This window comes from Chryseobacterium elymi (genome assembly GCF_003385495.1).
Taxonomy (GTDB): domain Bacteria; phylum Bacteroidota; class Bacteroidia; order Flavobacteriales; family Weeksellaceae; genus Chryseobacterium; species Chryseobacterium elymi.
Genome location: NZ_QNUH01000021.1, coordinates 24,301 through 48,369 on the forward strand (window position 1 = coordinate 24,301; position 24,069 = coordinate 48,369).

Here is a 24,069-nt window from a genome sequence, read left to right on the forward strand (position 1 = left end):
AACTTGAAAAAATGAGAAAAATAACAACATTCATTGCACTTGCCGTATTAAGCTTTTCCAGTATCGGGTGCGATCGTTTTTTAGATATACAGCCTGAAGGGAAAATCATTCCCGTAACCGTTGAAGACTACCGTAAAGTGCTTACGTCTGCCTATTCAAAATATCCTGCTCACAAGTCCCTAACGGCCCTTCGTACCGATGAGGTGAGTATAGATGAAAATAGTACTGATTTCATTGCTTATCGTGAAATAGCCATGTGGAAAGATGCAAATACAGATCAGGCAACTACAGAATTTCCATGGGTAAGCTTTTATTCCGTCAATTTTTACCTGAATCAGATCATCAATGAAGGAAGCAAAACAATGGCCGATTCTCCTGAAAAGAGCCAGATTTTGGCAGAGGCTTATGCTCTTCGTGCCTATGTCTATTTTGATATGGTGAACTTATACGGAAAACCATACAACAGTGCTACGGCATCTGCAGACAGAGGAGTGCCGATCAGTCTCGAAATCGATCTTGAGCAGGTATTGAAGCCTTCATCCGTACAGGAAGTCTATAACCAGATTCACACAGATATGGAAAAAGCAGAAGGGTTGATGGTCGAGGAAAAACATCCGTCCGGAGTCCATTATAGATTTTCAAAAGTTGCCTTGAAGGCACTTCAGGCCAGAACAGCTCTTTATCAGGGCGACTGGAACAAGGCTTTAAGTTATGCAGACCAGGTGCTTGCCGTAAAAGGAGATTTGAGCAATTTGAATACAGCCACTACAGCACCCAATCATTATGCTTCCATAGAATCTATCCTGGCTTTGGATAATGCAATGAACAGTTCCGTACAGAATTTATCTTTTGCCACTCCGGAACTGATTTCAAAATATAATAGTGCTACAGACAAAAGATTTGGACTTTACTTTGAAAAAAGCGGAAGCAAATACAAAGTCATCAAAGGAGGAAGCTCAGATTTCAGAGTGTCTTTCAGAACGGCGGAAATGTATTTTATCAAATCCGAAGCATTATTGAAGCTGAACAGGCTGAGTGAGGCCAAAGAAACTCTGCTTAAAGTTTTAAAGAACAGATATAATCCGGAAGGATATGCAGCAGTTCAGAGCACCATCAACCCAATGAACAGCTCAGATTTCATGAATTATATTCTGGATGAGAGATTCAGAGAATTTGCATTGGAAGGGCATCGCTGGTACGATTTAAGACGTGCAGACCAGAAAAAAATCATTCATATTGTCAACGGTGCGGAATATATTCTGCAGCAGAATGATGTGAGATACACGATAGAGTTTCCGATGAGTGCAAAAAAGAACAATCCATTTTTGTAAAACATTCATACAGCAAACCCTTAAACCGCTTGAACGTAATAGTTTTAGCGGTTTTTTTGTACTTTTGTAATGTTATGAAAATCGCCATTATAGAAGATGAATTGCTGGCTGTTAATTATCTTAAAGATTTATTGGATAAACAAAGCGTAGTTCCTGTTACAGAAACTGTGATTCTCCGTTCAAAAAAACAGGCCATAGACTTCTTCGAAAACCATTCGGCGGATCTTATCTTTATGGATATTCATCTGGGAGATGGGATGAGCCTGGAGATTTTCGAACAGGTGGAACTCTTTATACCCATTATTTTTATCACTGCATTTGATGAATATGCGATACGGGTTTTCAGACATTTTACCATAGATTATCTTCTGAAACCTTTTGAAGAGAATGATTTGCATCAGGCGTTACAGAAATTCATCTCCATAAGATCCAATTTTGATCCTGAGCCTGTTTTACGGTCTATTTCCACCTTACGTCAGGCCGGAAATCCAGGAAAGATGAATCATTTTATGGTGCGCGAAGGAAATAAGCTGAAGACAATAGATGAGCATAATACCGCTTACTTTTTTGCTTCGGGAAAATACCTTTTTATCACGACGATGGACAACCAGACCTATATTTATGATGATACCATTAAAGATATCATCCACAAACTGAATCCGGAACTTTTTTTTAAAATCAACCGTAAGTTTATTATTAATAAAAATGCAATTGTTGAGATCATTAAGCATTCCAGCCAGAAAGTGGAATTAAAGCTTTCTCCGGCTCCTGAAATCAATTCAGATGTATTTATCAGCAAAAGACAGATCACAGAATGCTTAAGCTGGATGAAAAGCTGATCATAAATATTGATGCAAAATCCGAATGTTTTGGGTTTGAAAAAACATTTGGATAAATTGTCACATTACCATCAGAATGTACCGAAGATAATGAGTAAAAGTCTGTAAAAAAGAATTTCTGTTATTGTGTGTTTGTCTCTAATGGAACCTGAAGAAGTTTTACCTAACTTAATTATTCTTAAATTAACAGGACAAATGAAGGGTATCAATATGATCAGGAATTATTAACAGATACAATATATAACAGAAATATGAAAAATCCGGATAAAGCAAATCCCTATCAACCGGTCATTAAGAAAACTGAATTTGGAACGTTGACAACACTGTCTGTAGCAAATGGAGTCTCATGCCACGGAAACATTTCATGCGGTGACAAAACACTTTTAGCCAATTATGTTTATCATAAAAACGGGACGTATAAACTAGTTTACACCCTTATTGATCCAGAAGGAAATGATGAGAGTTTTGAAGAAGAGGATGGCATTTTACCGACATTATTTTTAAGTCCGGATCAGAGAAATTTTGTCTCACTGGTTCCCTATCATCCCGATAAGGAAGTTGAAATAAGTATTCCTGTTTTTAACCGGGCAGCCATAGAACAGCCAAAAGGAAACAGGCCTTTTACGGGAAAATTTGTTGGGACAACCCATCGGTTTTCAATTTTTTATGATGTTGATAGCTGGTCAGAAACAAAACCGGATAAAATGCTTTCTATCGAATTTAGTAATGATACTATAAAAAAGAAGCACAACATAAAAATAGACTTTCCAAGAAACAATAAAATATTCATGAATAACGGTGAAATTCATTTATTGGCTAATGATAAAAATGGTTGGCTCCACAGACAGATTGATGAATCGGGAAATGTAAAACGCGAAAGAATGATCTACTCCGGAAAGGAATGGTTTTGGGAAATACTCAATCTGTCTTTTGATGAAAATTCATACCTGCTTTGCGAAGAAGATGGGAAAATATCTGTTGAGGTCATTTCTCCGGATCTTCAATGCATTACTACAGAACTGGCAGATCTGGAAAATGAATTTTTCAATACCTGGCAACCGGTAAAAATTGCCGAAAATACTTTTGTAATGCATTTTAACGGTGAATTTGGAAACGGTTGGTTTACGATAAAAAATGATATTCTTTTGGAATTATTTTACAGCAAAGATGAAAAAGGATATAAAAACCTCATAACCCAAGATATTCTATCAATGGAGAAAGGAAATTTAATTATTTCGGGAATCAACAAAACCGCTGAAAGTAGCTATGCTGTTATTTTTTATCCAATGGCTGATGAGGAAAGTAAAAATAAAGAAATACTTATTCTAAACCGGAGAATCAAATAAGAAAGGTAAAAATTCCGGGCGCTAAGTCAGAGACTTAGCGCCCGGAATTTTTACCTTTCATAATACACAATAATACTGGCTTTTGCTAAGGTTTGTCCCCAAAGATTAAAACCTACTATTGCCGGGTTAGTATTTTCGGAAAGCCCAAGTTTAGCTGTTTTTAAAGCATAGACCGTCATGATATAGCGGTGAGATCCGTGTCCTTCAGGCGGGCAGGGGCCTCCAAACCCCTTGATTCCATAATCCGTGATACTTTGAACAGATCCTTTTGGAGCTAAATGAAGTTGTACATTTCCTGCGTTGGTAACCAGCTCATTGATGTTAGAAGGAATATCAAATACTACCCAATGCCAAAATCCGCTGCCTGTAGGTGCATCAGGATCATACAGGGTTAGTGCAAAGCTTTTCGTTCCTTCCGGTGCATTTTTCCAGGATAATTGTGGTGACCGATTATCTCCCGAACAACCGAATCCATTGAATTCTTGTACTTTTGTTGCTTCTCCGCCAAGATCATTGCTTGTTAATGTAAATGTTTTTTGTCCGAAGGTTACTGTCGAAAACAGTAAGGACAGCACTAAAATTAAATTTGCTTTTTTCATTGTATTTAAAAACTTTAAGCAAAATTAGAGGAGATCAGGTTTAATAATCTTAGCGAAATGTCCAAAAACTGTTGCTAAATGGTCAATTTTTATGGTGCTGTTTCGGTGTCATTCCATATTTTGATTTATAGGTCTGAATGAAACTGGACAAATTTTCATACCCTGCTTCCTCATAAATTTCAGAGGAATTCTTCTGTCCCTGATTAAGCAAATAATGAGCATGTTCCAACCTCTTGTTTTGAAACCACTTCATAGGTGATTCAGCATAATGTTTTTCAAACGTTCTTTTGAAAGTAGATATACTCATGTTGCACAAAAAGGCCAGTTCACTAAGCGACAGTTTACTCAGCTGATTCCTTTCTACTGTACGAATGAACTTTTGAGGGCTGTCATTGTGTTTTAAAGTTAGTGAATACAGAAAATCTGTTCCATATATTTCTGCCAGATAGAGGAGGATTTCTTCCAGTTTTACTTCCAGAATCTGATGCTGTGTGTTTTTTGAAAGGTGGGTGATATCCAGTAAGCTATCTACAAAACGACGTATAAATTCATCATAACTAAATGAATAAACAGGATGATATTCTACAGATTGGGTCGTGCTGAGCTCTATTTTTCTTAAGAATTTTAATAAAATATCATTGGTGAAAAATAAAAGAACACTTTTGTAATGATTTTTTTCTGAAAGTTTTTCAGTCATCAGGCAATGTCCCGACTTCATCATTAAAAAAGCAGAATGGTCTATTGAAACAGAAGAATTATCAAAAATAACTTCCTTGGTTCCTTCCATTAAAAAACTAAACGTGTTTTGATTCAGAATGATTTGTTGCTTAGCTACTTCCTGTGAGCTGTGATAATCAAAAATCTGCACAGATTGCTGTTGTAATTGAAGTTCGTCAGGAAGGGTAATTGTTTTCATTGGGATATTTGATTGATCGTTTTACGCCATTTTTTGCAGACACGAATGTACAAATTCAAATAATTAATGAGTAAGTCTTCCATTTATTAGTCCTTTATCGGACCAAACTGAACCCTAAACGATAGAGATGTAATAAAGAGGGACAATAGTGTCATATAAGCAAATTTTTTTTAATAGTAAAATAATTTATTCAATTCCTGCTAAAACTTGTCTATTTTTGAACAACTAAATTTCAAAATAAAAATGAAAGCCAATGCTCCTTTTTATACTGCACTTATCATCGGAATAGCCTGTCTTCCATTATCTGCGCAGACAAAGTCCCAATTAAACAATGAGATTTCCAAAGTAGAAGCAGGACTGATGCCTGCGGTCCGTTTTCAGGGCGACCCTCTCTGGACCTTAGAATCCAGGATGAAACATTACAATATTCCCGGAGTCAGCATTGCAGTTATTAAAAATTCTAAAGTAATCTGGAGCAAGGCCTATGGTTTTGCAGATATAGAATCCAAAATTCCGGTAAATAACCAAACGTTGTTTCAGGCAGCATCTATGAGTAAGCCGGTGAGTGTGTATGCAGCACTGTCTGAAGTTGAAGCTGGGAAAATAAATCCGGACGCTGATGTAAATACCTACCTGAAATCCTGGAAAATTCCCGAAAATGAATTTACAAAAGAAAAAAAAGTAAGTTTCAAAAATATAGCCAGTCACACGGCAGGATTTACCGTAAGTGGTTTTCCAGGATATGAACCCGGTAAGCCTGTTCCTACACTTGTTCAGCTTCTGAATGGGCAAAGCCCTTCCAATACTCCGGCTGTTTTCGTAGATAAAGCTCCCGGAACACCTTTCAGGTATGCAGGGGGCGGATATTGTGTCATGCAGCAAATGATGATGGACATAGAAGGAAAGGATTTTACCACTATTATGAACGAGAAAGTACTGATACCTCTGAATATGAAGAACAGTACCTTTTCCCAACCTTTGCCTGAAGCTCAGGTCCAATTAGCTGCTACAGCATATAATCAGGAGGGTATAAAGGTTCCCGGAAAATACCATACCTATCCTGAACAGGCGCCTGCCGGTTTATGGACCACTGCTGAAGATATGTCTAAATTTATAATTGATGTCCAAAATACCCTTAGTGGCAAAAGCAGTACCATTATTTCACAAAAAACGGCTGAAGAATTTACAACCCCTTTTATTGATCCGTTTATGGGATTGGGAGTCTTTCTGGAGAATAGGGAAGGACATGTCTATTTCAATCATGGGGGTTGGAATGAAGGCTTTTCAAGCAGATTTATTGCCAGTAAAACAAGTGGTGACGGGATTGTAGTTTTAACCAATACCAACAAACCTGAGTTTGTAGAAGAACTGGTGCGCTCGGTAGCAGAAGTCTATCACTGGCCTGAGTTTAATTCTCCGGTTAATAAAGTTTTACCCTTAAATAATGAAGATTTCAGTTATACTGGTCGTTACAGCAATGATACCTATGGCTTTTTCAAGATCTATAGTGAAAAAGGAAAGCTGATAGCGGTGAACAATACGGAAACTCCTATGGAACTTCTAAAAACGGGAAAAGATACTTATGCAGTCCGGGAATGGGACTTTAAGCTTAAGCTGGTGAAAAATGGGCAGACAGGAAAGACAGAACTGGATCAGGTTCTCCGCAATGGTAAAATCAGAAAGGGTTTGAAGTTGAGTGACAATGAAAAGATTCCTTTGGAAATGATTCTGGAAGGAAATTTTGATGAAGGGTTGGACGCTTACAGGAAGGCAAAAGCCAAAGAGTTGAATCATCATCTTCTTTCCGAAAATTATCTGAACGACGTAGGCTATTCGTTACTCAATAAAAAAGATTTCACAAAAGCCATTGATGTTTTCCGTTTAAATACCTTGTTATATACGGAAAGTGCAAACGCTTATGACAGTCTGGGAGAAGCCTATATGAAGGCCGGGCAAAAAGAAAAAGCAAAAGAAACCTATCAAAAATTACTGCAGGTAAATCCTGCAAATGAAAACGCTGCAAAAGTTTTGAAAACATTATAAAAACAAACTGCTTTCATATTTTGAAGGCAGTTCTTAATTATCCGTATTTTATATGATGCAGGCTGATATTTTTCCGTTGGCAGATATCAGAGACCTATTACAGGAATGGTTAGAATTTTTGTAATGATAACTTTTTGTATATGCTTATTGTTCAGTTTTTTTATCTAAAATATTGATACTTTTTGTGGTTATAAGGAAATCTTTGCTAATATCTTTTTTGAAAATTAATTTATAAGTGTATATGTGTGGTATGTAGGCATAAAATGATTAAAAAATCAATGTTTTTCGAAATTTTGTAAGTATTTTTGGCAGTATTTAAAAGTAAATAAACCCAAGTACTGATTCATCTTATGATCTTAATTGTTGATGATAACCAAAGCAATCTCTATTCATTGAAAAAACTGCTGGAATCTAAAAACTTTCAGGTAGATACGGCCAGTTCAGGAGAAGAAGCATTAGGAAAAACAATAAAAAATAATTATGCACTCATTATTCTGGATGTGCAGATGCCTGGAATGGATGGTTTTGAAGTGGCTGAAACATTGGCAGACTACAGCAAAACAAAAGAGGTTCCTATCATATTTTTATCCGCAGTCAATACCGAAAAGAAATTTATAACCCGGGGATATGCTTCAGGAGGAAAGGACTACGTGACAAAACCTGTAGATCCTGAAATTCTGTTGCTTAAAGTTAAAACCTTCTACAATCTACAGGAGCAGAACATGGCCATGAGAAAGACTCAGCAGAGTCTGGAGCTGGAGGTTAAAGGCAGACGCGAATCGCAGGTGACCATGAAATCCCAGATTGATCACTTTCAGCTTATGCTGGAATCTCTGCCGCAGATTGCATTTACACTTAATGAAGATGGAAATATAGAATTTGTCAACTGCAAGTGGCACCAATACTCGGATACAGATGTGGATTTTCCCGAGGTGCATCCCGATGATCTTAATATCAGAGAAGAATTTAACCGCTGTCACAAAAAGAGTCAGGCACTCGAGTTAGAGGCCCGAATAAAAAAAGTAGATTCCGGAGAATACAGATATCATCTCCTTCGTATAACCCCGGTGAAGGAAGGAAATGTAATCAAAAAGTGGGTAGGAACCTTTACCGATATTGATGACCAGAAAAAAGTAGAAAAAGAAAAAGATGAATTCCTGAGTATCGCCAGTCATGAGCTGAAAACGCCTTTGACCAGTATAAAAGCTTATGTTCAGCTTCTGGATCGTAAATTAAAATTGGATAAGCAAAGTGCTGAAGCAGGCTTTATGAGCAAGGCCCAGGATCAGATCGAAAAACTGAATAACCTGATTACTGACCTCTTGGATGTTTCGAAAATAGAAAACGGAAAACTGAAAATTAACAAAAAACCAACCAGCCTTGAAAAGATCATAAGCAATGCGGTGGAAACCATTATCCAGACTCATGACGAAAATAAAGTCAATATAAAATGGCATGGTATAAATCCGGATATTCTGATTCCTTTAGATGAAGTACGTATAGAGCAGGTTCTCATTAATTTCCTTACCAATGCCATAAAATATTCTCCTCAGAATAACCAGATTATAGTCACTACGTTTGTAGACGAAGAAAAGCAGGAAGTAAAAGTAAGTGTCACAGATTTCGGAATAGGAATTCCGGACTTTAAGCAGCACGCCGTATTCCACAAATTTTACCGTGTAGAAGAATCCTCGCTGCAGTTTCAGGGAATGGGAATAGGGTTGTTTATCTGTTCAGAAATCATCAAACAGCATCACGGAACCATAGGAGTATCCAGTAAAGTAGAAGAAGGTTCTACTTTCTATTTCACTTTACCTTTAAACTAAATTTCTCATGCCGAAAAAAATAATCAGAAATCTTCAGTTTGGGGTCGGGTTATCTTTGCTGATCCTGATTGCAAGTTCAGTTGCATCTTATCTGAGTATTCAGAGACAGATGGATCATCGCGAAAGCCTTTCTCAAAGCAGAAGATCAATAACGGCCGTAAAAGACGTTCTTGTTGCTTTACTGGATGCAGAAACAGGAAACAGAGGTTACCAGCTTACCGGAAAAGAAAGTTTTCTTGAGCCTTACAACCGCAGTTTAAGCGAATTTTCTAAAGCGATAGAACGGGCAAAATCTTTAGATATCTCAGATCCAAAACAGCTGCAGCGTTTACATGATCTGGAAAAAAATGTTAACAGCAATATTGATAATTTAAAGCACTTTGTCCAGAACAGGCGGAATGGTATTATAATGACCCAGCAGCAGATCCTGCTGAGCAAAAGCTATATGGACAAATGTCGCCAGATCGTCTGTGATTTTGTACAGTACGAAGAAAACCAGCTTGAAATTAAAAATAAAGACCTTAACCGCTCATCCGGTACAACTGTTATGTTTATTGTTGTTTCGGCAATAGCGGCAGTAATTGTCACCATATTCTTTTATTTTAAGCTCAGAGCAGATTTAATCCGAAGAGACAAATTAGAAAAAGAATTAAGATCAAAAGATCTGGAAATAAGCAGACGTGTAAGTGCTGTTCAGCAGATAGCGAACAGGGTGGCCAATGGAGATTACAGCCAGAAAGCAGTAGATCATTCACAGGATGACCTCGGAGATCTGGTAGATTCCCTGAACCATATGACTGATTCCCTTAAAAGGTCTTTCGAAAAAATTAATAAAAGTGACTGGCGCCAAAAAGGTCTTGCTTTACTCAATGAATCTTTAGTAGGCAATAAATCTGTGAAAGAAGTCTCTGATGCATCCTTAAACCAGCTTGTGGAATATAGTAAATGCATCAATGGTGCTCTGTATCTGTTTGATGAAGGAATCCTTAAGCTTAGTACAGCTTTTGGTCTGGAAAGTACAATGAAAAAAACTTTCGAGCCGGGAGAAGGAATGGTAGGACAGGCTTTTGCCAATGAAAAAATGCAGGTCTATAACAACCTTCGTGAAGAAGATTTTGCCGTAAGCTTTGCCAGCAGCAGGATAAAAATTAACAGCATATTATTATTTCCGGTTCATGCAGACGGTCACTGTATCGGAATACTGGAATTAGGATCAACTTCAGATTTTGATGAAGACAAAATTAATTATTTTGCCGAAAGCAGCCGCAATATCGGAATAGCCTTAAATGCAGCCAAAGGCCGCGAAAAAGAACAGCAGCTCCTGGAAGAAACCCAGGCTCAATCAGAAGAATTGCAGGTGCAACATGCCGAACTGGAAAATCTGAACACCGAACTGGAAGCCCAGACACAGAAACTTCAGGCATCTGAAGAAGAGCTGAAAGTACAGCAGGAAGAACTGATGCAGGCCAATGCCGAACTGGAAGAACGTTCAAGAATGCTTGAAGAAAAGAATCACCTGATCGCAGAAAGAAACAGTGAAATTCAGAAAAAAGTAGAAGAACTTGCACTAAGTACAAAATACAAATCTGAATTTTTAGCTAATATGTCCCACGAACTGAGGACTCCGCTGAATTCAATTCTTCTCCTTTCAAGATTAATGGCCGAAAATCCTGATGAAAACCTGAATGAAGATCAAATAGAATCTGCAAAAGTTATTCAGAGCTCCGGAAGCAGCCTTCTGACTCTTATTGATGAGATTCTTGACCTGGCTAAAATAGAATCAGGTAAAATGTCACTGGAATATCAGGATGTTGCAATTGATGATGTAGTGAAAGATCTGAAAAACCTATTCAATCCGGTTGTTCAGGAAAAGAAACTCAGATTTGATATTCAGATAGAGCGTGATGTTGAAAAAAACATCGAGACCGACAGGCTTAGAGTAGATCAGGTGCTGCGTAACCTTTTGTCAAATGCTTTGAAATTTACATCAGAAGGAAGCATTGATCTGAACATAGGGAAAGACCCTAAAAATAAAAACTTTATTGTTTTCACTGTAAAAGATACCGGAATAGGAATCCCGGAAGAAAAGCAGGCTATTATTTTTGAAGCATTTCAGCAGGCGGACGGCTCTACGCGCCGAAGATTTGGCGGAACCGGATTGGGATTATCCATAAGCCGTGAAATTGCCAGACTGCTTGGAGGAGAGTTAACCCTGAAAAGTAAAGTAAATGAAGGCAGCGAATTCAGTCTGATTATTCCTGTAAAAGCTGTATCTGAGACAGTTCAGTCTGAAACCGACCAGCATTTGGTGGATATCATTCGTGAAGATGTCGAAGTAATTCAGAACATTTTAGACGACTCGGAACCCCAGCCGTCCTTACCAGTAGAGCTATTACCGATTCCGGAAGCCATAGAAGATGACCGGGATTCAATAACCGCACAGGATAAGGTGATTTTAATTGTTGAAGATGATATTCATTTTGCTAAGGCACTTCTCAAATACGCCCGCATGAACCAATACAAAGGAGTAGTGGTGGTAAGAGGAGATTATGCATTATCCGCAGCCGTTCAGTACCACCCACAGGCTATTTTGCTTGATGTTCAGCTACCGGTGAAAGACGGCTGGCAGGTGATGGATGAGCTTAAATCCAATGCTGTAACCAGGCATATCCCAGTGCATATGATGTCTGTATTGCAGCTTGAGAAAGAAAGTCTGATGAAAGGAGCCATTGATTTCATTAATAAACCGATGGCACTCGATAAAATGACCGATGTTTTCAGGAAAATTGAAGAAGCTCTTCTGAAATCTCCGCAAAAGGTCCTAATTGTTGAAAACAATGCTAAACATGCCAGTGCACTGGCTTACTTCCTGAGTAATTTCAATATTTCCTTATCCGTAGAAAATAATGTTGAAGACAGCGTGGAAGCGCTGACGTCGTCTCATGTGGATTGCGTCATTCTGGAAGCTTCAAAAGGGAATGAATACCAGATCATTGAATCTATCAAAAGTTACGAAGGACTGGAGAACCTGCCCATCATTATTTTTACAGAACACAGTCTGTCCAAATCCGAAGAACTTAAGATCAAGCAGTATGCAGATTCCATTGTCGTAAAAACCGCTCATTCTTACGAACGGATTTTAGATGAAGTAGGTTTGTTCCTGCATCTGGTGGAAGAAAAAAATAACTCTGTTGAAACGGCAAGAAACAAAGTTTTAGGATCATTGACTGAAGTGTTAAGCGGCAAAAAAATTCTGATTACTGATGATGATGTCCGTAATATATTCTCATTGACCAAGGCTTTAGAAAAATATAAAGTTGAGGTCGTTGTTGCCATGGATGGAAAACATGCCCTGCAGCAGATTAAAGAACACAGAGATATAGACGTTATTTTAATGGATATGATGATGCCTGAAATGGATGGCTATGAAACCATAAAAGAGATCAGGAAAATGCCTGCTCTTAAAAGGCTTCCTATTATTGCCATTACGGCAAAGTCTATGATTGGAGACCGTGAAAAATGTATCGAGGCCGGAGCCTCAGATTATATCTCGAAACCTGTGGATATTGATCAGTTATTGTCCTTACTGCGTGTCTGGTTATATGAAAGTTAAATGATGAATAAGAAAATTTTAATTGTGGACGATGATCCACGTAATATATTTGCACTCAAACTCACTCTGAAATCCCGTGGATATCAGAGTGAAAGCTGTATCAGCGCTCAGGTAGCTATTCAGATTTTAAAAGAAAAAGAAATAGATATTGTCCTTATGGATATGATGATGCCTGAAATGGATGGATATGAAGCTGTGAAGATGATCAGAAATACTCCGGCTATCAGCCACATTTCTGTAATTGCCGTTACAGCACAGGCAATGCCGGAAGACCGTCAGAAGTGCCTCGATGCAGGAGCTCAGGACTATGTATCTAAACCAATTGATGTAGATCAGTTGATTACCGCCATAGAAAAACTTTCATAAATGTTGGAGCCGAGCATTGTAAAAGATGAAGAAGTGGAATACCTTATAAAAGATGTTTATGAGATGTATGGCTATGATTTTTCAGAATATAGCCGGGCCTCTTTTAAACGTAGGGTAAACCGAATCTGTCTGATCGACAGATTTACCAGCTTTGCAGAGCTCAGGTATACCATTCTTAATGATCCGGAATACCTGAAGCGCTTTGTAGAAGAAATAACGGTGAATGTTACAGAAATGTTTCGCGATCCGCATTTCTTTAAATCACTCAGGGAAAAGATCTTGCCGCAGCTCGGGACCTATCCGCTGATCAGGATCTGGGTGGCCGGATGTTCTACCGGGGAAGAAGCCTATTCCATAGCTATACTGCTTAAAGAAGCCAATCTCTACCACAAATCACTCATCTACGGTACAGATCTCAATCCATCCGTTTTGGAAACTGCACGTTCAGGCGTTTTTCCATTGCAGCAGATGAAAACTTATTCAGAAAATTACATGTTATCTGGAGGAAAAAAAGATTTTTCAGATTATTATACTGCGAATTATGATAGTGTAAGATTTGATAAAAGCTTACAGGAAAAATTGATTTTATCTACCCATAACCTGGTTTCGGACAGTTCTTTTAACAGCTTTCAGCTGATCATCTGCAGAAATGTGCTGATCTATTTTGACAGGGAACTGCAGGAACGTGTTTTTAAGCTTTTTGATAACAGTCTTGAGAATTTGGGCTATCTCGCACTGGGAGCAAAAGAAACCCTCAGATTTTCCAAATTGGACAGGAATTATCATCAGATAGATGACCAGCGCATCTGGAAAAAAGCAGAACATATGTAAAACAGGATCATGGCAACAGAAAACACAAAAACAGAATTAGTGGTCATAGGAGGGTCCGCAGGAAGTCTGCAGGTCATTCTTGAAATGCTTAAAAAATTGAAAGATAAGCTAAGTTTCCCTATTGTTCTGATACTGCACCGTAAGGCTTATTCAACCAATATCTTGCAGACGCTGCTGCAGCAGTTCATTTCCATTGAAGTGGTGGAAGTGGATGATAAAACAGAAATTCAGAATAATAAAGTATATGTAGTTCCTGCAGATTATCACCTTCTGTTCGAGAACAAAAATATGATGTCACTGGATTTTTCAGAGAAAATGAACTATTCGCGGCCATCCATCGATGTAACCTTCAAATCTGCTGCGGAAGTGTATGGAAAAAACCTGGTGGGTATTCTCCTGTCAGGAGCCAATGCTGATGGAGTGGAAGGTTTGGGATTTATCAAAAAAAATGAAGGAAAAGTCTGGATTCAGGAACCGGAGACGGCCGAGGTAGAGTATATGCCCAGACATGCTCTGCAGGAAGTTGCCTGTGATTTAATCATTAAGCCGGATAATCTGGCAGGACATATCAACCAGTTGTAAATAATAAATTAAAACAACCCTAAAAGATTTAAATAGAACGAATATGAGTACAAAGAAAATTTTGATTTTTGATGATGATACCACTATTTTAGAGATCATTACCATCATTTTTGAGGAGAATGGGTATCAGGTCGAAATTTCAGAAACATCTCATGATATTTTGGAAAAAGTGTCGCAGTTTCAGCCAGATGTTATTCTCATGGATAACTGGATTCCAAAAATTGGAGGAGTTCAGGCCACCCAGCTTCTGAAAGGTCATGAAGAGTTCAGATCAATCCCTGTTATTTATGTAACAGCTAACAATGACATCGTGAGATTGGCACAAGAGGCTCAGGCTGATGATTATGTGGCAAAGCCATTCAATCTTGATGATCTGGAAGAAAAAGTGGCTAAATATTTACAGGAATAGATAAATTAAACTGATAGGCATTTATATAAAATGCAATTTTAGAGTAAACAGAGTAATCCTTACATCAGCTGTGTAAGGATTATTGATTTAAATAATCTTTCTGACAGGCAGATACCTTATTTCCTCAAAATGTCTGATTCTTTCACGGATAAGTTCAACAGTGCATTTTCCGTTATTAATTTCAGTAATCAGTGCGGTTAAAAATAATTTCAGTTGAGGATGCAGTAATATTTTGCTTGTAAATGTAGAAACAATGATGGTCTTTTTAGAGACAATATTCTGTGTAAAAGTATACTCGCCTTCCAAATCAACGGTTGAATAAAACTGGTCTGTTATACTAATTGACAAATACCGGTGTATCAGATCTATATTTTGTAACATGTTTTCCATCTGGTGCATTTTATATAATATACAATAATATTTATGCCACAATTGCTTTTTAGCGTTTTTTCATTGATAGTCAGTCACAACGAAGATGGTTATTGGTAGTTTTAAAATAAATATGATCTTGCCCATGGGAGGACAGCCCGAAGATTTTTGTGAATGCCGGGTTGGGGTCTTACCGAAACAAGTGGCCTGAACCGCGGATTTAGTTTAGAGAATCTTGTCCAGGCATATGGAGAGTTGTACAAAGAGATTCATAAGAGCTTTTTGTAAAATTTGCTGTATGTAACATGAAAAACAGAATCTTCCTATCAATTTTTGAATGTATTTAAGAGATTCCCTATTTTTGCCAAAATCCAATATTCATGAAGAATGTCCTGAGCTGGATATTAATTACATTTCTTACGGTGTCTCTTTTGAATAACTGTTTCAGCAATAGTATTCAAAAGGAAATCAGGAAAAAATCCTCATTCCTTGCTGAACTGAGGAAATTATATTCTTCCGGAGACCCTTCAAAATGGCCGAAACCAATTCTGGATCCGCAAGCTGTACCTTATTTTTCTGAAATAGGACATCTGCCTGAAATTCAGTTTCCTGAGGATAATCCCTATTCTGAAGATAAAGCTTTGTTGGGAAAAACACTTTTCTACGACCCGCGGCTTTCCCAATCCAATCAGATCGCATGCGCTTCCTGCCATGATCCCGAACTCGGATGGTGTGATAACCGGACCTTCTCTTTCGGACACGACAGGCAGCTCGGCACCAGAAACGCGATGAGTATTCTGAATGTAGGGTATGCCCGGTCTTTATTTTGGGACGGCCGCGTTGCATCTCTTGAAGAACAGTCGGAAATGCCGATTCGTGATGAAAAGGAAATGAACGGGCATATTGATCTCGCAGCCGGAAAAATTGCAAAGATTAAAGGCTATGAAATATTATTTGAAAAAGCATTTGGAGATAAAATGGTCTCAAAAGACAGGATTTCCAAGGCAATAGCGGCTTTTGAAAGAACCATAAAGAACGGAACTTCTAAATTTGATCAGTTCATTGATGGGAAAGCAGATGTCTATTCTGATGATGAACTGATGGGACTGCATCTTTTCCGGACCAAAGCCCAGTGCATGAACTGTCACAGCTCCGGTTATTTTTCCAATAATCAGTTTGAAAATGTAGGAACTTCTTTATTAGGATCAAAAGAAGAAGATCTGGGTAGGTATTCGGTCACTAAAAATCCGGAGGATGCCGGAAAATTCCGCGTACCCGGATTACGTGAAGTCGCAAGAACAGGCCCCTGGATGCATAACGGTTCCATGACAACACTTACGGAAGTGATCAGTTTTTACAGCAGAGGAAACCCTGAACATTCCCAAAAACGGTCAACAGTTCATCAGGGAATAGCGCTTACTTCTGAAAAATCAGGTTTTGTAAGGCTGCTGGATCTTACGGATGAAGAAATTACTCAACTGGAAGCATTTCTAAGGACTTTATCTACAAAGCCGGAAAGAGTGCTGCTTCCTGCATTACCCAGGTAAAATACTTCTCGCATAATCAGTAATTAGCGTTCTATTGGCTCAGGATGTCAAGCTTTTTGCTACATTTATAGAGCAATAATCCTCAATAATGATCCACTTATGAATATTGAACTTTTTTCAAAAAATGCTTTAGTAGGAGCTGCTACCCAGGGAATAGGTGCAGGAATAGCATTGGAGCTGGCCAAATGCGGTGCTAACGTAACTGTAATGGCCCGCAATGAAGCAAAACTTAAAAAGATGGCATCTTCATTGCCTGTAATCAATTCCGGTCAGAAGCATCAGTATCTGGTGGCCGATTTTTCTAATTTTGAAGAGTACAGAAGGATTATTTCCGAATATTTCAGCAATAACTCTATAGATATCCTGGTTAACAATACCAATGGTCCGGAACCGGGGCTGGCACAGGATAAAAATGTAGATGACTATCAAAAAGCATTTGACCTGCTTTTTAAAACGGTTTGTGAGACAACTTTACTGGCTTTGCCACATATGATCAAACAGAAAAATGGGCGTATCATCAATGTTTCTTCATTATCTGTCAAAGAGCCGATCAATAATTTATCCCTTTCCAACTCCATCCGTTCAGCCGTGATTGCCTGGGCAAAAACATTATCCAATGAAGTGGCACAGCATCAGATTACGATCAACAATATTTTGACAGGATATTTTGATACGGAGCGTATTCAGAATCTGATCAGTCACGAGTCGCAGCAGACAGGCAAATCTCAGGAAGAAATAAAAAAAGCCAGAGAAAATAAAATTCCCATGAAAAGACTGGGTAAAACCGAAGAATATGGCCATCTGGCTGCTTTTCTGGCATCGGAATATTCATCTTATCTTACCGGAGCCAGTATTCCTTTAGATGGAGGACTGAATAATACCTATTAATTCTGAAGGAGATATTCAGATAAAACTTATAATTGTATTACGTTTCTTAATGATCATGTAATAATTCCCCAATCTGGGTTGTCTTACTATGTATTGAAACTACATGGTTTATGAAGAACTGGTCTTTTAAAAAATGGAACACTGTTTTAGGATGGGTGATTTTTGTGATCGCACTGATTACCTATTTCTCCACCATGGAACATTATCTTAGCTTCTGGGACTGCGGTGAGTATATTTCCTCAGCTGTAAAACTTGAAGTAACGCATGCTCCCGGAGCCGCTTTATTCCAGATTGTGGGAGCTGTGGCCAGTATATTTGCATTGGGAAATGAGCAGAATTATGCTGTTGTGATCAATGCGATGTCTGCATTGTTCAGTGCGCTGACGATTTTATTCTTATTCTGGACGATTACCCATTTTGTAAGACGGCTGCTGAACAAGGATTTTGATGAAATTACAAAACACCAGGAAATCTCCATTCTTTTTGCAGGAGCTGTAGGAGCATTATGCTTTACTTTTTCAGATACTTTCTGGTTTTCTGCTGTAGAAGGAGAGGTCTATTCCATGGCTTCCATGTTTATTGCTTTACTCGTTTGGTTAATTACCAAATGGGAAAATGAATACCTGGCGAAAGACAGTGAAAGATGGATCATCCTTATTTTCTTTGTATTGGGACTTTCTGTAGGAGTACACATGATGGGGATGCTTGCAGTGCCAGCCGTTTGTCTGGTATATTATGCCAGAAACTACAAGTTTACCTGGAAAAACTTTATCTGGGCCAACGTGATCACACTGGGAATTCTGATCATTGTTTTCAAAATTATCTTCCCATTGATCATGACGATGTTCGGAAGACTGGAAATATTCTTTGTGAACGGGCTTGGACTTCCGTTCCATTCAGGAACGATAGTAGCATTTATTCTGATGGCTGCAATGTCTTATTTTATGGTTAAATATGCGAGGAAAGTCAAAAGAAACGTTTTTCAAACGGTAGCCCTATCAGTGGTTTATATGATCATTGGATTCTCATGCTGGATGGTTATTCCTATCAGAGCGAATGCAAATCCACCGATGAACCTTAATGATCCTGATACTGCCATTGGTATGCTGGACTATTATAACAGGGAGCAGTACGGTGACTGGCCAACTATTTACGGACAAAACTATACTGCTTTCCTTGATGCCAACGGAATGGAGAAAAATGAAGACGGAAGCTTCAAAACGAAGAAAACCGGTGAGATCTATGAAAAAGATGAAAAAACCGGAACTTACAGAAAAACCGGTGACCGGTTCAATTACCTATTCAGTAAATCTCAGATTAGCCTGATGCCAAGAATGTTTAATGAAGACAAAGATGTGATGGCAAACTACATTTCTATGTACGGAGCTCCTGACTTTACCTTCAATTATGCCAATGAAGATGTGGCAGACAATCCTGAGGCAAAACAGATCTTTGATGAGCTGAGAGCAAAATATGAAGATAAAACCATTACGGCAGCAGATTACCTGAAGGTGAAGCCGTACAACCTGATCAATGTTCAGAAGCCTTCACTGGCTCAGAATATGGATTATTTCATTACGTTCCAGAACGGGTATTACTTTGTAAGATACCTGATGTGGAACTTCGTGGGAAGACAGAACGACCTTGAAGGAAATATGGAAAACACAAAAGGAAACTGGATCTCCGGAATTCCTTTCATTGATAATGCTTTACTTGGGAACCAGGATAAAATGCCTGCTAAATTCAAGAATGAAAGCACGGTTAAATTCTTCTTTTTACCCTTAATCTTAGGACTAATCGGTTTCTTTTTCCAGCTGAACAGGGACTTTGGGAGATTCTATGCACTGCTTTCATTATTTATTTTAACAAGTGTCGGAATTGTTTTCTACACGGGTGTGAAACCTTTTGAAGTAAGGGAAAGAGATTATGCGATGGTCGGTTCCTTCTATGCATTTGCGATCTGGATTGGCCTTGGAGCCGGAGCTATCTTATGGTTTATCCAGTCTAAGATAAAATCAAACGGAGCCAATATTGTTTTGGGAGTAGTTTTATTAGGTATCCCTTTTATGATGGGCTTCCAGAACTATACGCCGCATGACCGCAGCAAAAAATCGGCAGCGCGTGACTATGCCTATTCATTTTTGAAATCACTGTCTAAAGATGATATCATTTTTATCTACGGAGATAACGATACCTTTCCTGTATGGGCGATTCAGGAAACAGAAAGGTTCCGTGATGACGTAAAAACTGTAAATTTCACTCTGTTGGCGACCCCATGGTATATTGATCAGGTAAAAAGAAAAACATACAATGCAGCGGCAATTCCAAGTGAACTGACTCACGAGGATTACAGAGACGGAGTGAATGACCAGATCTACATGATGAAGAAAGAAGACTGGGAAGGAATTTTTTCTATGCTGAAAGAACAAAGTGTCCCTGATACACAATTTGGAGCCTTCAGAAAATACCTTACACAGGATTCACTGACATTGAAGGAAGCAATCAACTTTCTAAAGTTTAAATCTCCTGAAAAAGATGAGCTTCTGAAAATGTACTTCGGGGAAGAAAAATATGCGGAATATAATATTCTTCCGGTAAACAAGTTCATTCTTCCTGTCAACAAAGAAAATGCATTAAAAGCAGGAATCATCACTCAGGCAGACCTTCCGGACGTTGTAAACCAGATCATGATCACTTATAAAGGAAACACGCTTTATAAAAATAACCTTATGATGCTGGATATGCTGGCCAATTTCGACTGGAAACGTCCCATCAACTTCTCATCGGGAGGAATCTACGACAGTGAAAATGTTTTCTACCTGAACGAATATCTTCAGTTTGAAGGTTTCAGCTACAAATTAGTGCCTATTCATACAGCTCCAAATCTGGATGGTGATATAGGCAGAGTAGATGTCAATTCACTTTATAATGTTGTGAAGAACTTCAGATGGGGGAATTTTAAAGACCTGGGTATTCATTATGATGAGGCAGCCACCTCAAACATTATGGGCTACAGAATGACGACCGGAAGGGCCGCTTCGACATTGGCATTAAAAGGACAGAAAGCTAAAGCTATAGAATTATTAGATCTTGCTTCAAAAGAGATTCCTGCAGAGAAATATAATGATCCCCGCTCATTGAGCTCTATGGTCACCGGATATATCATTGCAGGGCAGGAGAAAAAAGGACTTCAGCTGGCAGAAATCCTTAAAAAAGAGATCCTTGAAGAATACGATTACTATCTGAGTCTTTCACCAACATTTCAGAGACAGTCAGCCAAGCAGATGAGAGTGAAGCCAATGGAATACTCGATGGTGGTATCAGCGGTTACAGATGCTTATAAGAAATTGGGACAGAATGAAAAGGCATATGCTTACCTGGTAAAATCTATAGAGCCAATTGATAAGAAATTCAATACTTTCCTCAAAGAACTTCAGCAGATGGGTAAAGAAAAGGCGATAAAGGAATCTGAAAATGTACAAAAGATCACTCCTTTTTATCAATATTTGTTCGATGTGATGCAACCTTTCGATTCTACGTATTCAAAAGAAAAAGAAGATCAGATTACGAGGGAAATGATCAAAATTACCCAATAGATGTTTTGAATAAAAAAAATAAATAATCAATTGATAAATAGATACTTATTCATTGAGGTGTTTAAAAATAACATCTTAGAAAAAATAATAGAAGAGTTTCTTACATTTGAGTTTTAACACATCATTCCCATGAGAAATATAAGCTGTGTAATGAATTTTAAATGGTTGCTTCTCCTTCCACTTCTAATGATTGTCGGATGTTCAAAAGAAGAGAAAAAGTCTGAGCCCATTCAAAAAAATTCCGCCAGCACTCCTGCAGTCGCTGAGCCTGAAAAGACCGGAACAGAAGCTGAAACAAAAAAAGACCCTTCTGGTTTTATTCCGGAAGGCTATAAAGTTTTCAAAAAGTCCTTCGGTGATTTAAATAAAGATGGAGCAGAGGACTGTATTCTTATCATCAAAAAAACAGATCCAAGCAAGATCATTTCCGATGAATTCCGTGGAAAACTGGACCGTAACCGCCGCGGCCTGATCATTCTCTTTAAGAAAAATGAAGGGTACGAATTGGCTGCCAAAAATGAAACCTGTTTCTCTTCAGAAAATGAGGACGGAGGCGTTTACTATGCCCCTGAACTGAATGTTTATGCTGAAAAGGATAAGTTATATATTCATTATGCTCACGGCAGATATGGCTACTGGACCTACACCTTCAGATATGGACAGTCAGATTTTAAACTAATTGGCTATGATGAAAGTTCCAATACCGGTCCGAGGGTAAACAGTACAACCAGCATTAATTTTCTAACCGGAAAGCAGCTTGACAGAATAAATGTGAATGAAGGTGCTGAAAGTGGAGATGAAGTATTTGAAGATACCTGGAGAAAATTAAAAACAACAAAACTGATAACTCTTTCAGAGATTAAAGACTTCGATGAGCTGGAAGTCTCTAATCTTTAGAAAAGTCCGGAAAAGGACTTATTTTTTATTTGATTTTAATGGCTGCTGAAAAATTCCAGCATGTTATCCAATGCTTTTTCGGAATGCATCCTGTCTCCGTTTTCCAGGGATTCTTTTGTGGCTTCAGCAGCTCTTTGGCGCATCTGAATTTCATAATAACTGATGGCTTCCTCCAGAGTAGTGAAGCGATCCGATGTCAGGCATTCACTCAGTTCCAATGCATCCAGCATTGCCATATTGGCTCCTTCTCCTGCAAATGGAGGCATCACATGAGCTGCATCCCCAAGCAGGGTGAGATTGGGTTTTGTTTCCCATGACTGATTCAAAGGTATAAAATAGATAGGACGGGGAATAAAAGGGGCAGAGGCATTTTCGAAAAGCTCGTACCATATGCTGCTCCATTCAGCATATTCTTTTTTAAACCATTCCAGTATTTGCATTTGATCAGAGAAATCCAGACCGCTTTCCTTAGCCCAGTTTTCATTGGTTCTGAAACTCGCATAAAATCCAAGATCACCACTTCCTTTCTGGCCCATAAGCAGGTTTTTATGAGTTCCAAAAGCCATTATTTTTCCGTCCCTTATCAGTTCTTTGATATGCGGAGCCGTTTTTTCTGCATTATATACATTGCCTTCAAGCATTAAAATTCCTGAATAGATGGGTTTCAGGTCTGTAAGATAAGGACGGATCTTTGAATTGGCTCCATCCGCTGCAATCACGATATCTGCATAGGCAGAAAAACCGTTCTTGAAGTGCAGCTGCCAGCCTCCATTTTTAGGTTCCATCGCAATAAAATGGCTGTCCCAGATTACTGTTTCAGGTTTCAGAGATTCCAGAAGCATATTTCTTAGCGGACCGCGGTCTATTTCCGGACGGAAATTTTTATTTCCGAAATCTTCGTCAGGTTTTGTTTCGTGGTCGGTAAATATGATTTCTGCGTGTTCATTTACGATCAGCATTCTGTCTGCTCCGGGACGGTAATTCTTTTTAAATTCATCCAGGAGACCAGCACTTCGAATGGCAGCCATTCCCGATCCTTCATGCATGTCCAGCGGAGAACCCTGAACCCGGGCATTTTTATTAAGATCCCTTTCATATACCTTTACATTGGCGTTTTTAAGCTGTAAAAGTCTTGCCAGCGTCAATCCTCCCGGACCAGCGCCTACTATGGCTATCGATTTATTTTCTACTAACATTGTATTGTAATTTTAAATTTTACTGATGCAAAATTATTTTTGTTTCAATACGGATAATAGTATAAATCGGTCATTTTTGTTTTTGGATAATTCCTTTGGGACTACCCCTGAGAATTTCTTGATTTCTTTGATGAAATGAGTCTGATCTGTAAAATTAAGTTCCGGAAACAGCTTGCCTTCCGCAATATGGCTTAAAGAAGCTCTGAAACGCAGAATATTGCAGTAGGCTTTTAAAGAAAGTCCGAACTGCTGATTGAAATAACGGTTGATCTGTCTGCTGCTCCAGCCTGTTTTCTCTGAAAGTTCTTTCACACTCATTTCGCCGTTTGATGTATAGATAAGGTCAAAAAGCCTGTGCTTTCTTTCATCAACGGTTTGCGGAAGTAGTTCTGTTATTTTTTCTGTTATTTTTAGAGTAAATGTTTCAAGATTTTTAAGATCATCATCATTCAGATTCCAGAAATCATCAGGAAGATTCTTGCCACTGTTGATCAGGTCTGCAATGGAAGTGTGGAGGATATATTCCACGGCAAGAGGACGGAAACTGACTGCAAAAGCGATGGTGTCAGGAGGAATGCTTCTTTGTTCCGGTTCGGTCTCCAATCCGATAAGTAAAACACTGAAGGAACCAGATCCGGATCTCATAAAAAATAGATCCACCCTTCCGTCAGGGAGTATAACCACTTCTTTTGCTTCAACTGCAGGATTATGAAACATCCCTATATTTTCTACAAAGCTGTCCAGTGATGGCTCCGGTTGAATAAATTTACAGTAGAATTCGTTGTCCATAGAAGTATACTTCTGTTATAATTTTTTCAAAAAACTAAATTACAAGAAATTGGACTTAAGTGATCAATTTTAACCCAATCCTGTAT

General features: G+C 38.5%; 19 protein-coding genes. 14 read left to right on the plus strand and 5 right to left on the minus strand.

The window, feature by feature from the left end:
- The first annotated feature begins 11 nt into the window (after positions 1–11).
- The 3 genes from DRF60_RS17880 to DRF60_RS17890 all read left to right on the plus strand — a co-directional run bounded on the left by DRF60_RS17880 (position 12) and on the right by DRF60_RS17890 (position 3,516).
- Positions 12–1,331 carry a RagB/SusD family nutrient uptake outer membrane protein gene (locus DRF60_RS17880; protein ID WP_116013938.1) on the plus strand — a complete coding sequence of 440 codons (1,320 nt, stop codon included), beginning with the start codon at positions 12–14 and terminating at the stop codon, positions 1,329–1,331.
- Positions 1,332–1,405: 74 nt separating this feature from the next.
- Positions 1,406–2,170 carry a LytR/AlgR family response regulator transcription factor gene (locus tag DRF60_RS17885; protein ID WP_116013940.1) on the plus strand — a complete coding sequence of 255 codons (765 nt, stop codon included), beginning with the start codon at positions 1,406–1,408 and terminating at the stop codon, positions 2,168–2,170.
- Between the two features lie 251 nt (positions 2,171–2,421).
- Positions 2,422–3,516 carry a hypothetical protein gene (locus tag DRF60_RS17890; RefSeq protein WP_116013943.1) on the plus strand — a complete coding sequence of 365 codons (1,095 nt, stop codon included), beginning with the start codon at positions 2,422–2,424 and terminating at the stop codon, positions 3,514–3,516.
- Between the two features lie 50 nt (positions 3,517–3,566).
- Here the strand turns inward: DRF60_RS17890 and DRF60_RS17895 are convergent, their stop codons facing one another.
- Both DRF60_RS17895 and DRF60_RS17900 read right to left on the minus strand, forming a co-directional pair.
- On the minus strand, positions 3,567–4,115 hold the full coding sequence (locus DRF60_RS17895) for a YbhB/YbcL family Raf kinase inhibitor-like protein (RefSeq protein ID WP_116013945.1): 549 nt from the start codon (positions 4,113–4,115) through the stop codon (positions 3,567–3,569).
- 82 nt (positions 4,116–4,197) lie between these two features.
- Positions 4,198–5,031 carry a helix-turn-helix domain-containing protein gene (locus DRF60_RS17900; RefSeq protein WP_116013948.1) on the minus strand — a complete coding sequence of 278 codons (834 nt, stop codon included), beginning with the start codon at positions 5,029–5,031 and terminating at the stop codon, positions 4,198–4,200.
- Between the two features lie 243 nt (positions 5,032–5,274).
- Between DRF60_RS17900 and DRF60_RS17905 the strand changes: the two genes are divergently transcribed.
- The 7 genes from DRF60_RS17905 to DRF60_RS17935 all read left to right on the plus strand — a co-directional run bounded on the left by DRF60_RS17905 (position 5,275) and on the right by DRF60_RS17935 (position 14,701).
- Positions 5,275–7,074, plus strand: coding sequence for a serine hydrolase (locus DRF60_RS17905; RefSeq protein WP_116013950.1), 1,800 nt, complete (start codon positions 5,275–5,277; stop codon positions 7,072–7,074).
- Between the two features lie 350 nt (positions 7,075–7,424).
- Positions 7,425–8,900, plus strand: coding sequence for a hybrid sensor histidine kinase/response regulator (locus DRF60_RS17910; protein ID WP_116013953.1), 1,476 nt, complete (start codon positions 7,425–7,427; stop codon positions 8,898–8,900).
- 7 nt (positions 8,901–8,907) lie between these two features.
- Positions 8,908–12,513 carry a response regulator gene (locus tag DRF60_RS17915; RefSeq protein ID WP_116013956.1) on the plus strand — a complete coding sequence of 1,202 codons (3,606 nt, stop codon included), beginning with the start codon at positions 8,908–8,910 and terminating at the stop codon, positions 12,511–12,513.
- The gene (locus DRF60_RS17920; protein ID WP_167443746.1) at positions 12,514–12,879 is read left to right on the plus strand and encodes a response regulator; all 366 of its coding nucleotides are present in this window, start codon (positions 12,514–12,516) and stop codon (positions 12,877–12,879) included. It begins immediately after the preceding gene.
- Entirely contained in the window at positions 12,880–13,710 is an 831-nt protein-coding gene (locus DRF60_RS17925; protein ID WP_116013959.1) for a CheR family methyltransferase, read from the plus strand.
- Between the two features lie 9 nt (positions 13,711–13,719).
- Entirely contained in the window at positions 13,720–14,292 is a 573-nt protein-coding gene (locus DRF60_RS17930; protein ID WP_116013962.1) for a chemotaxis protein CheB, read from the plus strand.
- A 43-nt stretch (positions 14,293–14,335) separates the two neighbouring features.
- On the plus strand, positions 14,336–14,701 hold the full coding sequence (locus DRF60_RS17935) for a response regulator (protein WP_116013965.1): 366 nt from the start codon (positions 14,336–14,338) through the stop codon (positions 14,699–14,701).
- Between the two features lie 87 nt (positions 14,702–14,788).
- On the opposite strand, the gene DRF60_RS17940 is transcribed toward DRF60_RS17935, so the two are convergent.
- The gene (locus tag DRF60_RS17940) at positions 14,789–15,091 is read right to left on the minus strand and encodes a hypothetical protein (protein ID WP_123902702.1); all 303 of its coding nucleotides are present in this window, start codon (positions 15,089–15,091) and stop codon (positions 14,789–14,791) included.
- Between the two features lie 359 nt (positions 15,092–15,450).
- Here DRF60_RS17940 and DRF60_RS17945 point away from each other — a divergent pair, with 359 nt between their 5' ends.
- From DRF60_RS17945 to DRF60_RS17960, 4 genes are all read left to right on the plus strand, one after another.
- Positions 15,451–16,617 (plus strand): cytochrome-c peroxidase, encoded by a 1,167-nt coding sequence (locus DRF60_RS17945; protein WP_116013971.1) that lies wholly within the window; start codon positions 15,451–15,453, stop codon positions 16,615–16,617.
- Positions 16,618–16,716: 99 nt separating this feature from the next.
- Positions 16,717–17,505: an SDR family oxidoreductase gene (locus DRF60_RS17950; RefSeq protein WP_116013973.1), complete on the plus strand. Its 789-nt coding sequence runs from the start codon at positions 16,717–16,719 to the stop codon at positions 17,503–17,505.
- Positions 17,506–17,615: 110 nt separating this feature from the next.
- The gene (locus DRF60_RS17955; protein ID WP_116013976.1) at positions 17,616–21,101 is read left to right on the plus strand and encodes a glycosyltransferase family 117 protein; all 3,486 of its coding nucleotides are present in this window, start codon (positions 17,616–17,618) and stop codon (positions 21,099–21,101) included.
- 150 nt (positions 21,102–21,251) lie between these two features.
- Entirely contained in the window at positions 21,252–21,998 is a 747-nt protein-coding gene (locus tag DRF60_RS17960) for a hypothetical protein (RefSeq protein ID WP_157967975.1), read from the plus strand.
- A 35-nt stretch (positions 21,999–22,033) separates the two neighbouring features.
- On the opposite strand, the gene DRF60_RS17965 is transcribed toward DRF60_RS17960, so the two are convergent.
- Entirely contained in the window at positions 22,034–23,194 is a 1,161-nt protein-coding gene (locus DRF60_RS17965) for an FAD-dependent oxidoreductase (RefSeq protein WP_116013982.1), read from the minus strand.
- Positions 23,195–23,227: 33 nt separating this feature from the next.
- Complete coding sequence (locus DRF60_RS17970) at positions 23,228–23,983, minus strand: helix-turn-helix domain-containing protein (protein ID WP_116013985.1); 756 nt, start codon at positions 23,981–23,983, stop codon at positions 23,228–23,230.
- Positions 23,984–24,069: the final 86 nt, after the last annotated feature.

What these genes read in the sequence shown, in the direction of transcription:
- DRF60_RS17895 (WP_116013945.1), bottom strand. Translation starts at nt 4,115, where the DNA reads ATGAAAAAAGCAAATTTAATTTTAGTGCTGTCCTTACTGTTTTCGACA.
- DRF60_RS17950 (WP_116013973.1), top strand. Translation starts at nt 16,717, where the DNA reads ATGAATATTGAACTTTTTTCAAAAAATGCTTTAGTAGGAGCTGCTACC.
- DRF60_RS17970 (WP_116013985.1), bottom strand. Translation starts at nt 23,983, where the DNA reads ATGGACAACGAATTCTACTGTAAATTTATTCAACCGGAGCCATCACTG.
- DRF60_RS17925 (WP_116013959.1), top strand. Translation starts at nt 12,880, where the DNA reads ATGTTGGAGCCGAGCATTGTAAAAGATGAAGAAGTGGAATACCTTATA.
- DRF60_RS17940 (WP_123902702.1), bottom strand. Translation starts at nt 15,091, where the DNA reads ATGGAAAACATGTTACAAAATATAGATCTGATACACCGGTATTTGTCA.
- DRF60_RS17960 (WP_157967975.1), top strand. Translation starts at nt 21,252, where the DNA reads ATGAATTTTAAATGGTTGCTTCTCCTTCCACTTCTAATGATTGTCGGA.
- DRF60_RS17935 (WP_116013965.1), top strand. Translation starts at nt 14,336, where the DNA reads ATGAGTACAAAGAAAATTTTGATTTTTGATGATGATACCACTATTTTA.
- DRF60_RS17920 (WP_167443746.1), top strand. Translation starts at nt 12,514, where the DNA reads ATGATGAATAAGAAAATTTTAATTGTGGACGATGATCCACGTAATATA.
- DRF60_RS17955 (WP_116013976.1), top strand. Translation starts at nt 17,616, where the DNA reads ATGAAGAACTGGTCTTTTAAAAAATGGAACACTGTTTTAGGATGGGTG.
- DRF60_RS17885 (WP_116013940.1), top strand. Translation starts at nt 1,406, where the DNA reads ATGAAAATCGCCATTATAGAAGATGAATTGCTGGCTGTTAATTATCTT.
- DRF60_RS17930 (WP_116013962.1), top strand. Translation starts at nt 13,720, where the DNA reads ATGGCAACAGAAAACACAAAAACAGAATTAGTGGTCATAGGAGGGTCC.
- DRF60_RS17915 (WP_116013956.1), top strand. Translation starts at nt 8,908, where the DNA reads ATGCCGAAAAAAATAATCAGAAATCTTCAGTTTGGGGTCGGGTTATCT.
- DRF60_RS17910 (WP_116013953.1), top strand. Translation starts at nt 7,425, where the DNA reads ATGATCTTAATTGTTGATGATAACCAAAGCAATCTCTATTCATTGAAA.
- DRF60_RS17945 (WP_116013971.1), top strand. Translation starts at nt 15,451, where the DNA reads ATGAAGAATGTCCTGAGCTGGATATTAATTACATTTCTTACGGTGTCT.
- DRF60_RS17965 (WP_116013982.1), bottom strand. Translation starts at nt 23,194, where the DNA reads ATGTTAGTAGAAAATAAATCGATAGCCATAGTAGGCGCTGGTCCGGGA.
- DRF60_RS17900 (WP_116013948.1), bottom strand. Translation starts at nt 5,031, where the DNA reads ATGAAAACAATTACCCTTCCTGACGAACTTCAATTACAACAGCAATCT.
- DRF60_RS17880 (WP_116013938.1), top strand. Translation starts at nt 12, where the DNA reads ATGAGAAAAATAACAACATTCATTGCACTTGCCGTATTAAGCTTTTCC.
- DRF60_RS17905 (WP_116013950.1), top strand. Translation starts at nt 5,275, where the DNA reads ATGAAAGCCAATGCTCCTTTTTATACTGCACTTATCATCGGAATAGCC.
- DRF60_RS17890 (WP_116013943.1), top strand. Translation starts at nt 2,422, where the DNA reads ATGAAAAATCCGGATAAAGCAAATCCCTATCAACCGGTCATTAAGAAA.